Origin of the sequence: Stenotrophomonas sp. 22692, assembly GCF_052045015.1 — a bacterium.
Lineage (GTDB): Bacteria > Pseudomonadota > Gammaproteobacteria > Xanthomonadales > Xanthomonadaceae > Stenotrophomonas > Stenotrophomonas geniculata.
Genome location: NZ_JBQEMR010000029.1, coordinates 16456 through 30935 on the forward strand (window position 1 = coordinate 16456; position 14480 = coordinate 30935).

General features: G+C 65.2%; 10 protein-coding genes. 6 read left to right on the forward strand and 4 right to left on the reverse strand.

Translation table 11 applies throughout. The features are described from left to right. Nucleotides 1-115: 115 nt before the first annotated feature. Entirely contained in the window at nucleotides 116-2950 is a 2835-nt protein-coding gene (locus ACTJJM_RS16305) for a TonB-dependent receptor domain-containing protein (RefSeq protein WP_440865814.1), read from the reverse strand. Between the two features lie 554 nt (nucleotides 2951-3504). Here ACTJJM_RS16305 and ACTJJM_RS16310 point away from each other — a divergent pair. After that, complete coding sequence (locus ACTJJM_RS16310; RefSeq protein WP_010481259.1) at nucleotides 3505-3957, forward strand: PA2169 family four-helix-bundle protein; 453 nt, start codon at nucleotides 3505-3507, stop codon at nucleotides 3955-3957. Between the two features lie 85 nt (nucleotides 3958-4042). Here ACTJJM_RS16310 and ACTJJM_RS16315 read toward each other — a convergent pair whose 3' ends face one another. Next, the gene (locus tag ACTJJM_RS16315; RefSeq protein ID WP_440865815.1) at nucleotides 4043-5533 is read right to left on the reverse strand and encodes an MFS transporter; all 1491 of its coding nucleotides are present in this window, start codon (nucleotides 5531-5533) and stop codon (nucleotides 4043-4045) included. 106 nt (nucleotides 5534-5639) lie between these two features. On the opposite strand from ACTJJM_RS16315, the gene ACTJJM_RS16320 reads away from it, so the two are divergent. Beyond that, nucleotides 5640-6545 (forward strand): LysR family transcriptional regulator, encoded by a 906-nt coding sequence (locus ACTJJM_RS16320; RefSeq protein ID WP_227199699.1) that lies wholly within the window; start codon nucleotides 5640-5642, stop codon nucleotides 6543-6545. Between the two features lie 198 nt (nucleotides 6546-6743). Beyond that, on the forward strand, nucleotides 6744-7931 hold the full coding sequence (gene cml, locus ACTJJM_RS16325) for a CmlA/FloR family chloramphenicol efflux MFS transporter (RefSeq protein WP_227199700.1): 1188 nt from the start codon (nucleotides 6744-6746) through the stop codon (nucleotides 7929-7931). Nucleotides 7932-7997: 66 nt separating this feature from the next. On the opposite strand, the gene ACTJJM_RS16330 is transcribed toward cml, so the two are convergent. Next, a complete protein-coding gene (locus tag ACTJJM_RS16330; RefSeq protein WP_043397550.1) occupies nucleotides 7998-11378 on the reverse strand; it encodes an autotransporter domain-containing protein in 3381 nt (1126 codons plus the stop codon). A gap of 188 nt (nucleotides 11379-11566) precedes the next feature. On the opposite strand from ACTJJM_RS16330, the gene ACTJJM_RS16335 reads away from it, so the two are divergent. Together ACTJJM_RS16335 and ACTJJM_RS16340 are read left to right on the forward strand one after the other, a co-directional pair. Beyond that, nucleotides 11567-11767, forward strand: coding sequence for a hypothetical protein (locus ACTJJM_RS16335; protein WP_029550896.1), 201 nt, complete (start codon nucleotides 11567-11569; stop codon nucleotides 11765-11767). 124 nt (nucleotides 11768-11891) lie between these two features. After that, a complete protein-coding gene (locus ACTJJM_RS16340) occupies nucleotides 11892-12242 on the forward strand; it encodes a VOC family protein (protein ID WP_440865816.1) in 351 nt (116 codons plus the stop codon). Between the two features lie 15 nt (nucleotides 12243-12257). Here ACTJJM_RS16340 and ACTJJM_RS16345 read toward each other — a convergent pair whose 3' ends face one another. Beyond that, complete coding sequence (locus tag ACTJJM_RS16345; RefSeq protein ID WP_029379742.1) at nucleotides 12258-12878, reverse strand: TetR/AcrR family transcriptional regulator; 621 nt, start codon at nucleotides 12876-12878, stop codon at nucleotides 12258-12260. Nucleotides 12879-13003: 125 nt separating this feature from the next. Between ACTJJM_RS16345 and ACTJJM_RS16350 the strand changes: the two genes are divergently transcribed. Then, on the forward strand, nucleotides 13004-14476 hold the full coding sequence (locus ACTJJM_RS16350; RefSeq protein WP_329839961.1) for an MFS transporter: 1473 nt from the start codon (nucleotides 13004-13006) through the stop codon (nucleotides 14474-14476). The last annotated feature ends 4 nt before the right edge of the window (nucleotides 14477-14480 follow it).

The following is a 14480-nucleotide window of genomic DNA, read 5'->3' on the forward strand; positions in this document are numbered from 1 at the left end:
AGTGTTGCCGGGAACCTTGGAGATTCCGTCGAAAAACGATGGAGATTGGGTGGAGGTGGTGTGCATCGTGGCCGGCGGACTCCCCTTCCGCCGGCCACGAGCACGGACATGCCCGTCAGAAGCGCTGGGAGTACTTCACGTACACGGTGCGGCCGATATCGAAGCCGCCGTAGTAGGGGAAGGAGCTGGACGGCTTGGAGAACATGATCGGGCCCTGGTGGTTGAACACGTTGTTCGAACCCAGCGCCACGGTACCGTCCCACGGCAGCTTGTAGCTGACCTGGATGTCATGGAAGGCATTGGAGCCCACCTTGCGCAGGGCATCCGGTTCTCCGTAGGCGTAGCGATCGGGCAGCGAGCACGGACGGTTCGGCACGCAGCTTTCGGCCATGCCGGAGTAGTAGCGCACTGTGTACTGCGTGCTGAAGTTGCCAAGCTGCCAGTTCACACCCAGGTTCGAGCGCAGGCGGAAGATGCCCGGCCGGCCGATCCGGCCCATCATGATGGTGTCGCCGGCCGAGTTCTGGTTCTCCTCGTCGTACTTGGAGACATAGCTGTTCTGCACGTCGATGGTGAAGCGGCCGAACGAGAACTCGGGCAGGCGGTAGTGGATGCCCAGGTCCCAGCCTTCGGTTTCCATCGAGCCCAGGTTGGCCAGGCCGTAGAACATGCTGGTGATGTGGCCATCGCCAGCGCGCTTGATGCTGCCACAGCGCGAGGAATTGCCCAGCACGTAGCAGTCACGCAGGATGCGGTCGACGCTGTCCTCGATGATCATGTTGGTGATCTTGTAGCTATACCAGTCGAGGTTGATGTCCAGGCCATCGACCCAGCGCGGGCTCCAGACCACGCCCACGGTCTTGCTCTTGGACTCTTCCGGTCGCAGCTTCGCGTTGGAGCCGGTGGTGAATTCGTCGGGCGTGGCACACGGATAGCTGGCACAGGGTTTCAGGCTCTGGTTCAGCTGCTGGTAGCCCAGCGGGACGCCGGCAGCGTTGCAGGCAGCGTTGCCGTTGACGCTGTTGGTGGCGCCGGTGCCGCAGGGATCGACATAGGTTTCGAAGCTGGTCCCCATTCCACCATACAGGTCGGAGATGCTCGGTGCGCGGAAGCCTTCGGCGAAGGTGCCGCGGATCATCAATTCCTCGATCGGGCGCCAGGCGAAGCTGGCCTTGGAATTGGTGGTATTGCCGAAATTGCTGTAGTCGGAATAGCGCGTGGCCAGGTTCACGGTCAGTTCCTTGGCGAACGGCAGGTCACGCAGCACCGGCACGTTCACTTCGGCGAAGAACTCATTGAGGCTGTACTCACCCGAGGTGGTGGACGCGCCCAGCGCCGTGCTCTGGCGCGACTGGGCAAAGGCGTCGGGCACGAAGCGGCCTTCTTCCTTGCGGTATTGGTAACCCAGAGCGACGGACAGGTCACCGGCAGGCAGTTCGATCACTGGCCCGGAGATATTGGCGAAATAGCTGCGGGTCTTGGTGATGCCGGTATCGTTGAACGTCGGGAACAAGAAGCGCTGCAGTTCGGGATCGGAGAGAGAGCCAGCCCCCGCGACACCGTATGGCAGCAAAGGATTCCAGGCCAGGCAGCCCGTGACCGGCGATGCCGCCGTGCCACACCGGGCCACACCGTTGGCATCGAGGTAGGAGGGCCCCAATGCCTGCCGGGAAGCGATCAGGCTCATGTCGCCACGGCCTGTTTTTGTGACTTCATTGCGGTTGAACAGCGCACCGACTTCCCAGTCGTACGCCTTGGCGCCCAGTTCGAAGTAGCCGGACAGGCTTGGTGCAATGCGCAGCGACTTCAGCTTGCTTTCGGTCGTGCGCGGCACTTCCCACAGGCGGCGATTGAACGCGATGCCGTGGTCGAGCGGATTGAATACGCTGGCTGCGTCCAGGGGCGTGCCGAACTTGGTCGACTGGTACGGGTAGCCCGCGATCTGCTGGTCGGTGGTGCGCTCGTTGTAGCCGATGTCGGCGGCGAACTTGATCTGGCCGCTCAGCGCGTAGTCCGTGCTGAGGAACAGCGAGCGACGCTCGATGCCGGTCTGCAGGTGCATCTGGTCGTTGCCGTTGGCGAACTCGGCCGGCGTGATCGGGTGGTAGTCGTTCGGATTCTTCGGGTCGCCGCCACGGTTGAGCGTCTTGAACACCGCGTCACCGGTGTTGCACTTGTAGAGCGCCGGGTCGCACCACGAACCGTTCTGGCTGATGTTGCTCCAGTCCGCGCCCGGGTAACTGGGGCCGGCGCCGCCGTACCGGGAGAACTCGCGGTCGCGGGCAAATACCGGATCCGACTTCTGGTATTCCAGTGCGAGGGTGTATCCGCCACGTTCTCCACGGGCGCCGGTCACCAGCGAGAACGTGCTGTCCTTGCCATCGCCCTGGCTGAACTGCCCGTGCTGCATGGACACTTCCAGCCCTTCGTAGTTCTTGCGGGTGATGATGTTGACCACGCCAGCGATCGCATCCGAACCGTACAGCGAGGAGGCGCCGTCCTTCAGGACATCGATGCGTTCCACCGCGCTCATCGGAATCTGGCTGAGATCCTGCAGGCCGCTGGTGGTCGCACCGAGGCGCTTGCCATTGACCAGCACCAGCGTGCGCGTGGCGCCCAGATTACGGATGTCGACGTAGTAACCGCCGACATTTTCACCGGACGACAATGCGCGTGCGCGGGAGATCGCCGGCGCACCCGTGGACGTCAGGTTCTGCAGCAGGTCGGCGATCGTGGTGAAGCCCTGCTGCTCGATCATCGTGCGGGTGATGGCGATGATCGGCTGCTGCGTTTCGATATCCACGCTGCGGATGGCAGAGCCGGTAACCTGGATGCGATCGAGGTTCTTCGGCGTCTTGTCGCCGTCATCCTGCGCATGCGCGGCCGGTGACCAGGCGGCGGCCAGGGCCGTGCCCACTGCCAGGGAAAGCAGGGTGTACTTGTAATGCATTTGGCTCTCTCCAAATCCAGTTGAATGGGTTTCCGCATAGCTGCGTGGAAACCGATCTGAAACTCCGCTGTGCGGAATCGGAAGGAACCTAACATTCCGTTTACAACTCGATTACGTTATGGACGCGTTATCGTCGCGCGCTGGATACAGCGTTCATGCACAAGCCATGCACGAAACCGCGACGCGCACCGGGGGTGCCCTGCTTCAGTCTGGCTGCGGGCCGATGACAGACTCCAGGAGACATCCGATGAATACCCCCGGTAAACCAAAACCCACGTGGAAGCAGTGGCATGTGCTGTTGCTGGTGCTTGCCATCGCACTGCTGGTGGCGCTGATCATCGTCATCGCGCCCTGGTGAATCGTGGGCGTTCTGCTCAGATGCCGTGAACGCGGAAATGCGATGGGATGAAGGAGTCAGGACGCGTTGAGGGTGGTGATGCATGCATCAATTCGTACTCACCCAACCGGCACATTCAAACCTCCACAGTGATCCCGAAGGCAACGCACTCGCGCTGTCATTCTCCATAGACCATCGAGCACACAGGAGCGATTCCATGAGCACCCAGTCCACCATCGAACATCGCCTCAACGACCTGATCGAGATTGCCCGGGACGGAAAGTCGTTCTACGAAGAAGCTGCGACCAAGGTGAAGGATGCCGAACTGTCGGCCCTGTTCACCCGCATTGCCGGCGTCAAGGGCCGCATCGTCGCCGCGTTGAGCAGTTCGGTCGCCGCCAGCGGCGGCAAGCCCGCCGAGCACGGCACCATGGTCGGGTCGATGCAGCAGTTCTACGGCAAGGTGCGCGCTGCATTCGGCGACACCAACTATGGTTACGTGGCCGAGCTGGAAGAGTCCGAAGACCGGCTGCTTGGCGCGTTCAAGGACGTGCTGAAGGACAACGAACTGCCGCCGGCCGTGCGCCAGGAAGTCACCCAGCTGCTGCCTGAAGTGCAGGAATGCCACAACGTGATGCGGGCGCGCAAGCACGCCATGAAGGCGGCCTGACGATCATCGGCGGCCTTCTCCCCGGGGCCGCCACGGTCGGGGCAGCGTGGCTGCCCCGGCCAACTTCGTAATCCGCGCTCCAGCGTCATCGCTGTGCGGGACTACGGCCCAGCAGCAACACCGCAAGGCTGGCCAGCAGCGCGGCAATGGCCGACGTCCACAGTGCACTGGCAAATCCGTGGCTGTAGATCGCCTGTGCGAAGGCCATGTTGCGCGCACCGGTGAAGGTGCCGGTAGCGATCGCATCGGCCATCGACAGTACATCGCGCGCGGGACCCACAGCCGACAGTGCGTTGCGGATGCCCAGGCTCAAGGCGCTGGACAGCACGGTGAATCCGAGCAGGATGCCGACAAAGCGCGTGGTCGCGCTGATGCCGGAGGCCATGCCGGCCCGCTCGCGCGGTGCCGCGCCGATGATGGCTTTGGATGTCTCGCCATTGAGGATGCCGCCGCCGGCACCGATCACCACCATTGCGACGAATGCCAGCCAGGGCAGATGCTGCCACGCGGCCAGTCCGGCCACGGCATTGCCCGCGGCAGTGATCGACAGCCCGATCGCCAGCACCGCCGGACTGTTCAGATGGCGACCGAGCCGGCGGCCCACGCTGGGAAACAGCAGCATCGCCGCAGCGAACGGGAGCATGCCGGCACCCGCAGCCAGTACGCCCAGGCCGATGCCGTTCTGCAGGTACTGCGGCAGCATCGACGCCATCACCTGTGCGCTGACCGAATAGCCGACCATGGCAATGAGTGCGCCGACGAAACGTGGACTGGCCAGCAGCCCGAGATCGACCATGGGATGTGACCGTGCCCGCTCAACGATGACGAAGGCGGCGGCCATGATGATGGCCAGGCCCAGCCCGCTCAGCGCCGGCGCCGATGACCATCCTTTTGCCAGTCCTTCGACCAGGAAGAACACGATGCCGAAGATGGCAACGCTGAAGGTGATGATGCCGGGCGGGTCGAGCGGGCGGACCGCGCTGTCGGACGACTCGGGTATCCAGCGCAGCGTGCCGTAGCCGAGCAGGCCCAGGAACGGCAGGATCGCAATGAACACCGCGCGCCAGCCCCAGAGCGCGGACAACAGGCCGCCGATCAGTGGCGAGAGCACCATCATCACGCCCATGGCTGTGCCCCAGAACGCCCATGCGGTGTCTTTGGCGGCCCCCTGGTGGTAGGTGTGGCCGATGATCGACAGCGAGGGCGCCAGCAGGAAAGCAGCACCGATGCCCTGCAGTGCCCGCGCGAGGTAGAGCAGGGTGGCACCGGGCGCCAGTGCACAGAGCAGAGAAGTGAGGGCGAACAGGCTGATGCCGATCAGCAGCACCCGGCGGCGGCCGTAGCGGTCGGCGACAACACCGGCGGGCAGCAGCAGTGAGGTGAAGGACAGGATGTAGGCACTGATCACCCACTCGATATCGGCGAATCCGGCGTGCAGGTCACGCGCGATGCTGGGCAGTGCGACCGCGACGGCATTGGTCTCCAGCACGGTCATCGTGCAGCCCAGCGAGGCCACCAGCAGGATCGCGTCAGGCTGCGTGTGCCGTGCAGGCGAAGAGGGAGGGGAGGGCGGCACCGGTCACTCGCAGGAAGGGAGGACCGCCATTCCAGCAATGATCGGTGTTTGTTTCATTCTCGGTGTTTTCTGGTTACGTTAGCTTGAACCTAACGAAATGCCGCCCATGGAACGCCGTCACCTGGAGTACTTCGTCGCCTTGGCCGAGGAACTGCACTTCGGTCGCGCGGCCCTGCGGCTGGGGATCGCCACTCCCACGCTGAGCGTGCAGATCCAGGACATCGAGCGTCGCCTCGGCACGCGCCTGTTCGACCGCGGCCGGCGCGAAGTGCTGCTGACCTCCGCAGGCGAGGTGTTCCTGGCGGAAGCCCGCGATGTGCTGCGCCGGTTCGAACAGGCCGAAACCCTGGGTCGGCGCGCCGGGCGGGGTGAGATCGGCAAGATCGAGATCGGCTACGTCGGCTCGGCGCTGTATGCCGGTGCGTTGCAGGATCAGCTCAGCCGGTTCCGCAGCCGCTACCCGGGCGTGGAACTGCAGGTGAGCGAATGGCCGATGGGCGAGCTCCCGCAGCTGCTGCAGGAAGGCCGGGTGGATGTGGTGTTCTGCCGGCCTCCGATGGATGTACCCGACAGTTTCGGCGAACACACCCTGGTCGAAGACCAGTTCTGCGTGGCCCTGCCGGAAACCCATCCGCTGGCGCAGGCCCGCGCGCCGGTACAGCCGGCGTCATTGGCCCGGGAAAGCTTCGTCATGCCGGAGCAGCCGGTGGGCGCAATGGAAGTCGGGCGCCGCGGCGGGTTCATTCCACGTATCCGTTCCCAGCCCGGGCATCTGGCGGCGGTGTTGGCCGAGGTGTCGGTCGGCGTTGGTTCGGTGGCGATCGTGCCATCGGTACTGCAACGCACGCTGGTGCTGCCCGGAATGATCTATCTGCCACTGGCCGGCCCCACCATCGTCTCGACCATCGCTGTGCAGTACCGGCGGGCGGAGACCTCGCCTGTGGTGCGACGGCTGATCGAGCAGGTGAAGGAGACGCCGTGCCGGCGCATCGACATGTTGCCCCTGGCCTGAGCGCCGCGCGGCAGGTGGACGATTGCTACACTTGCGCCACCTGCATTCGCATTCGATGGACATCATGAACAACGGGAACGGTCCGCAGACAGTTCGCTGAGCCGCAACAACGATGCAGACGTTGTTGCGGTGATCATCCCTGCGATGCACGCGAAGTGGATGGATCACCGCCGGATTCACTCTGAGCGGAGACTCCCCATGTTCAATCGACAGGCCCCGCGTTGGGCCCACCCGCTGCCATCGGCCATTGTGCTGATGGCGCCGTTCGACCTCCTGGCCTCGCTGGCCATGGATATCTATCTTCCTGTGGTGCCGGTGATGCCGCGGGCACTGCAGACATCACCGACGCTGGTGCAGCTGACGTTGAGCATCTACCTGCTGGTGCTCGGCCTGGGCCAGTTGCTGTTCGGCCCGTTGTCCGACCGCATCGGGCGGCGGCCGGTCCTGTTGCTGGGGGCGTTGCTGTTCGCGCTTTCGTCGTTTGCGCTGGCCATGTCCAGCAGCGGCGCAGCATTCCTGGCCTGGCGGACCGTACAGGCGGTGGGGGCGTCGGCGGCATTGGTGGCGACCTTTGCCACGGTCCGTGACGTGTATGCCGATACACCCGAAGGTGCGTCGCTGTATGGGCTGTTCGCCTCGATGCTGGCCTTCGTGCCGGCACTGGGACCGATCCTCGGCGCACTGCTGGCAGGCGCGGTTGGCTGGCGCGCGATCTTCGTTCTGCTCGGCGCACTGGGCATGATCGCCGGCATGCGCGCGGTACGGCATTGGCAGGAAACCCGCCCGCGGTGCCATGACGCGTCGCGACCGGCGGTACGACGCATCCTCGGCAGCGGCGCGTTCTGGGTCTACACGCTGGGCTTCAGTGCGGGCATGGGCACGTTCTTCGTGTTCTTCTCGGTCGCGCCCCGGCTGCTGGTCGGGCGCATGCAGTACTCGCCCCTGTCGTTCAGCCTTGCCTTCGCCACGGTGGCGCTGGTGATGATCGTCACGGCGCGGATGGCGCACGTGTGCATTGCCCGCTGGAACGTGCGCGGTACCTTCCTGCGCGGCCTGTGGGTGATGGTGGCCGGGGTGCTGCTGATGGCGTTGGCCGCAGCGTGGCCTCCCTCGTTCATCGCGGTGGTGCTGCCCATGTGGGGCATCGCGGTGGGGCTGGTGATGGTGGTTTCGGTGGCCGCAAGCGGCGCGCTGCGTGATTTCGCCGATGCGTCGGGTACGGCGGTGGCTCTGTACTACGCGGTGCAGAGCCTGATCGTGGCAGGCATCGGCACGCTGGTTACCCTGGTGCTGCCCGGCGATACCGTGTGGCCGCTGGTGGCCTACGGGTTGCTGCTGCCACTTGCCAGCCTGGCAGGTACCGCCGCGCTGCGGCACCGCACATAGCGCTGGATGGCGGGCAAAAAAAGGGGCGGCCGCGAGGCCGCCCCAACCCGTCAAGAGAACACGTGTTTAGAAGCGGACGGACCAGCGTGCAGTGGCGCCATGGTCGCGGCTTTCACTGCCGAACTGACCGCTGTAGCCCAGCTCCAGCTGCTGCCGCGGGGTCAGCCACGCCGCCAGGCCCAGCTCGGCCACGACGGCGTTGTCGGCAATCGGAGCACCCTCGACCGCGAACGTGGTGCTGCTGTTGGCAAAGGCGAGGTTGGCCACCTGGCTGCGGTCGCCGGAGGCACGGCGGTAGCCGACACCGCCACGCAGGTGCAACCAGCTGTCCTGCTGGAACGATGCCTTCAGACCCTTGTCGAAGCGGAGACCAGCGGTGGCGATGGTGGTGCCGGTGTCGTCCACCTTGCCGTGCAGTGCCGCCGCGCCGCCACGCTCGTTGATCTGCTTCAGGTCCACTTCCACGCGGGCGACCTGCAGGTACGGCTCCAGCCCACCTTCCGCATTGCCGAAACGGTAGCCCGCTTCGATGAAGGCCTGGCGTGTATGTGCGTTGTAGCGCGCGCTCAGGCTGTCGCTGAAGCCTGCGAAGGCAACATCACGCGTGCTCTTCACTTCATTGCGGCTCCATGCCACGCCACCGCGCAGGCCGAACCCGCCCCAGGTGTGGCTGGCGTAGGCGCCGAAGTGCGTGTTGTCGATCTTCGACTTGGCACGACGCTCCTGCTGCTTCACGTCGGTGCGGCCGGTACCGGCCAGCACGCCGATCTGCCAGCCACCGAACTCGCGGTCGATGCCGACCAGCAGGCCATTGCTGTTGGCGTCAGTGCGCGCGGTGTTGCTGTTGCCATCCAGCTTGCTGTTGCCGCCCAGCGCCTGCACCCAGGCACCGGTGGCATCACCCGTATCGGATCCCGGTGCGGCTGCACCGGCACGGCGTGACAGTGCGGCATCGCGCACATGGCGGCTGCCCTCGACCAGGGCCAGTGCCGTGGCCGGATGCAGCTCGCCGCTGAGGCCATCGAGCACGCCACCGACCTGTTGCGGGAACAGTTGGGTCAGCGGCTTGGGCAGGCCCTGGTTGATTGCCAGTCCATCGGCCGCCGCCGCGGCCGCACGCTGGTTCGGCGTGGCGGCGGCACTGGCGAGCGACGCACCACGGGCCACGTCGATGCGGGTGCCATTGGCACCGTAAGCCAGGCTGAACTGCAGGAACGGCGAGAACGCGCTGAAGTCGGTTTTCGCGAACTGGCCGCTGACACCGCCGTCGGCGCGGATGAAATTGAACTGCTCGCCGAGGTAGTAGGTACCCGGCTCCGGCAGTGCGATCAGGGTGCCGCCGAGGGTGGCGGTGCCGGTCACGTGCAGCTGGTCACTGCGCCCGCCCGGAGCAAGTTCGGCAGCATAGACGCCGGTTGCACCCTGTACGTAGTTGCCGTTGATGGTCAGCGTGCCGATCGAATTGCCGGGCGCGATGATGCCGTCGACGTGGGTGCTGCCGAGCGTACCGACACCCTTCAGCAGGCCGTTGGCACCGACCGTGGTGGTGCCGCCGGTCTGCGTGCCGTTGAAGGACACCACGCCACCGTTGACGGTCAGGTTGCTGTCCTTCAGCAGGCCGCTGCTGCTGACCGTGCTCACGCCCCCGGTGGTGTTCAGCGCGGTGGAGACCAGGCTGCCATTGAGCAGGAACTGGCCACCCTGGACCTCGACCGCAGACGTGAGCGTGTTGGCGCCATTCAATTCCAGCGTACCGTCCTGCAGTACCGCGCCGTTGAAAGTGTTGTCACCGCTCAGGCGCAGCCAGCCGATGCCGGACTTGGTCAGCTTGCCGGGGCCACCGATGTCGTTGGTCCAGTCGTCCCAGGCATCGCCTTCCCAGACCTTCAGGCCACCGGCCTTCTGGTTCATCACCACGTTGGTATCCACGCGCAGCGAGCCGTAGCCTTCGATGGCCTTGCGCAGGTCCATCAGGCCCCAGCCATAGACATCATCGATGCCCGGTGCGCCAAGATCGCGCGCGGTGGTCAGCAGTACGTCGCGCACCTGGGCGCTGTCCAGATAAGGGAAGCGTTCGAACAACAGGCCCAGTGCACCGGTGACGTGCGGTGCGGCCATCGAGGTGCCGCTCAGGTTCCCGTAGGCATACGTTGGGGCCTGGCCGGAGACCTCGAGGATCACATTCCCATTGTCCTCGCGGGGGCTGGCATCGATGACCGAATCTTCGCCATAGACGGTCGAATTGATGTTCGAACCAGGCGCGGCCAGGCACCAGTTCGCGGCCAGGCCGCAGCGCATCGAGCGATTGCTCAGCTCCAGCGCCTGGTTGACGTTGACTACGGCCAACCAGTACGGCTCGACGTCAGTGAATTCGCGTGGCATCGATGCATACATGCCCGCGATCGGCGCCTGCTCTGGCGAGGGATTGACCGAGTCGGTGTTTCCCGCAGCCCATACCTGGATCAGGCCGCGGGTACGTGAGCCTTCTGCTATCGCGCCGAGGCTGTCCGCAAGATCCGGATGCGACAGATAGAAGTCGAGCTTCTCGGCAGTGTCCGGTTCGTTGGTCAGGCCCCAACTGTGGTTGACTGCGCGGACGTGCTGTTCGTTGAGCTGTGCGTATAGCTGCGGGAAGATCGAGTCGGAGGCTCCCAGCCCGGCAACCGATTTACTGTCCAGATACAGTCCGCCATTGCGCTCGACGACGGTCAGGTAGTTCACGCTGTTGGCAAACAGGCGGGCCACGGTGAGGTCCGCCCCGAACGCGACGCCGTGCATTCCGTTGCCGTCGCGGTTGGCGGCGATGGTTCCGGATACGTGGGTGCCGTGCACGTTGTAGCCCGGGCCCTCGAAGTAGCCGTTGCGATTGAGCAGGTCCCTGTAGGCCGGATCAATGAGGGTGTAATCGATGGCGACCTGATTGCCGTCACTGGTGAAGCAGGCATCCGGGCCGGCAAGTACCTCGCTTCCGCACAGGCTGCCATCGGCCAACACATCGGCCAGACGGAGGCTGCGATGGTTCTTCCCGGCGAACTCCGGATGGTCCAGGCCGGTGCCGCTGTCGAACACACCCAGGCGGATGCCGGTACCGGTCAGGCCCCGCGCATAGGCGTGGTCCGCGTTGGTCGCGGCCAGGCCCCAGTCGGCATTGAATTCGTCCGTACGCCAGCTGGCTGGATCGCCCGGATTGCCGAGGGTCGTCGTGCTGCTGGCCGCCGCTGCGGGGGCTGCAATCGGCAACGGGGTGGTTGCGGACGGGATCGCCGCAGTGGCCGGTTGTGCCCACGCCGCCTGCAGTTGGCGCTGTTGTTGCCAGACCTCGAATGAGTCGTTGGCCATGGCGGGCAACGTGCTGGCAAGCAGCAATGTGCTGGTGACCGCCAGTGCGAGGCGGCTGTGCATCGGAGAACGGGAGCGGGACGAACGGCCGTGCAGCGGGTGATTCATCGGACAACTTCCTTGATTGACGGACAACAAGGCCGTTAACCCCGCAGCGCGCCGATCACCCCCAGTGGTGTGAAGAAAATTTAATGAACAGGTTAATTTTTCGTGACGCGCGTGTTCACTCCATCTCCGGGAAACCCCGCTACCGTGGCCCGGCCTGGGCTCACCAGGCTTATCAAGGAGTGATGTCGATGCGTACTTTCAGGAAAATGATCGTAGGTGCCGTGTTCGCCTTGGCCTGCAGCGGTTCGGTTGCTGTGGCCGGGCCGATTCCGCCATGCGATCTTCCCTGTTGGAAGGCTTACCAGGCCTGTTTGTCCGGTGGCGGTGATGCGATGGAATGCCAGTACGAATACGATCGTTGCGTCATGGATCGCTGCGGCGCTGTGTAAGCAGTGGCAATGCAGGACTGATGACGAGCCCCGTCACCGACGGGGCTCTTCTGTTTCAGCGCAGCCCGCTTGCAGGCCATGCACGCAGCGGCGAGGATGGGGAATCGCATCGGAGCCGCTGCACATGGCCGTCAAACGTGTCGTCGCCAACATCGCCACGCCTGATCCTGCGCGTGCCGCAGTGTTCTATGGCGAGCTGCTGGGCATGCCGGTAGTGATGGACCACGGCTGGATCGTCACCCACGGCGGCGAGGGCAGCGCGCTGGCGCAGGTCAGCTTTGCCAGTGAAGGGGGTTCCGGCACCGCAGTGCCGGATCTGTCGATCGAAGTGGACAATCTGCAGCAGGTACTGGAGCGCATGCGCGCGGCCTGCATCCCGCTCGAATATGGCCCGGCCGATGAGCCCTGGGGCGTGCGTCGCTTCTTCGTCCGTGACCCGTTCGGGCGGTTGTTGAACATCCTCGTCCATACCTGAGCGACAGACGGTTCGTCAGCGCCGCTTGGCACCGGCCGGTGGCACGCCGACCATGCGCAGGCAATCGGCCTGCACGGCTTCGATGAACGCATCGGCATCCTGTGCCGGTGTGGCGATCAGGTCGTCGGTAGCGCCGTGCACGCCGGCGTAGATCAACGAGGCGGTAACCTGCGGCGCCGGAAGCTGCCACAGACCGGCGGCGTTGCCCGCTTCGAGGATGCCCAGCAGCTGCTGCTGGATTGCATTGCGTTCGGCGTTGCCGCGCTGGTGGTGATGATGGTTGGCGTACACCACGTCGTGCAGTGCATGGGTGCGCACGTAAAGTTCGATGTTGGCGCGGATCCAGGCGCGCAGGCGTGCTACGCCATCGCCGACGGGGTGCTGCTGCACGGCCTGGTCGACCGCTTCCATGAACTGCCGCGTGTAGCGCTGCGCCAGCGCCTGCAGGATCTCGGTGCGCGAGGCGAAGTAGGTATAGAAGGTGCCCTTGGCCACATCAGCCGCGGCGACGATGTCGCTGATGGTGGTGGCGTCCACTCCCTTTGACAGGAACAGTGCCTGCGCGGCGTCCATCAGTTCTTCCTGGCGGGTTTCCGCAGGCTTGGTGCGAGGCCTGGCGACAGCTGGGGTCTGCATGGTGGGCAAGGTCCGGGTGCGACGGTGGCCATTCTAGCTGTCCTTCGGCATTGACTGACCGCCAGTCATTGACCGACGGTCAGTCAGTGGCTACGATGCGCGCACGTCCTCCCCGGGATCCACACATGCAGCGTTTCCAACGTCCGGCCCTGGTGTTGGCCGCCTACCTCGGCACATTCCTCGCCTCGCTGGACATCAGCATCGTCAACGTCGCCCTGCCGACCCTGCAGCAGGCGTTGCACACCGACATGGCCGGCCTGCAATGGGTGATCAACGCCTACGCGATCGCGTTGTCGGCGTTGATGCTGTCGGCGGGGCCGCTTGGGGATCGTTGCGGTCATCGGCGGATGTGGCTGCTCAGCGTCGCCACCTTCACGCTGGGGTCCCTGCTGTGCGCTTGTGCCGGCAATCTTGGAACCCTGGTGGCCGGGCGCGCAGTGCAGGGCATCGCGGGCGCATTGTTGATTCCCGCCGCAATGCCGATCCTCAGCCATGCGTTTCCCGATGCGCGCCAACGTGCACGTGCGATCGGTGGCTGGTCCGCGTTCAGTGCGCTGGCCCTGGTGCTTGGCCCGCTGCTGGGCGGCGTGCTGGTGCAGCGCGCCGGATGGCCCAGCATCTTCCTGATCAACCTGCCGTTGGGCCTGCTCGCGCTGGCGCTGGGCGTCTGGGGAATTCCGGAGCGGCGGCATCCGCAGCACGCCGCACTGGACCCCGCCGGGCAGCTGCTCAGCATCGTCGCGCTGGGTGCGCTGAGCTATGGCCTGATCGCGATCGGCGAGCATGGCCTGCTGGAGCCGGTGACCCTGCTGGCGCTGGGCGTCGCAGCCGCCGGACTGATCCTGTTCGGCATCGTTGAACGCCGGGTTGTACGCCCATTGCTGCCGCTGGACCTGTTTGCCGACCGCCGCTTCGGCATGTTCAACCTGGCATCGTTCGTGCTGGGCTTCACTGCCTATGCCAGCCTGTTCTTCCTGTCGCTGTTCTTCCAGCAGGCGCAGGGCCACAGCGCTGCGCAGGCCGGCTCCCAGCTGGCTCCGCAGTTCCTGTTGATGGGGGTCGTCTCGCTGTTGTTCGGTCGTCTGGTCGCCCACCTCGGGCTGCATGCCGCGCTGGTGCTGGGCTACGCCCTGGCCGGGATAGCGCTGTGCGCGATGGCCACATTCGAACCGGCTACGTCGCGTGCTTTTGCCAGCGCTGTGCTGGTGCTGCTTGGCATTGGCATGGGGCTGGCAGTGCCGGCAACCGGCATGGCGGTCATGGCCAGCGCGCCGGTCGAGCGCGCGGGTATCGCCTCAGCCACGATGAACGCGTTACGCCAGGCAGGCATGAGCCTGGGCATCGCGCTGCTGGGCAGCTTGATGGGCCAGCGCGCCGTGCAGCACTTCGCCGTTTCCGCGCAGGCGGCCGGGCAGAGGGGGCTGGTGGCACAGGCGCGCGAACTGATCCTGCAACCAAGCTCGATGCACGCCACGCCGCAGACACTGGCGTGGTATCGCAGTGCGATGGCCAGTGGTTTCGGCTGGGCGATGGCTGTGGCCGGTGCGCTGGTCCTGCTTGCTGCGCTGGGTCTGTATCGCCAGCGCGCACCGGCCTGACGCG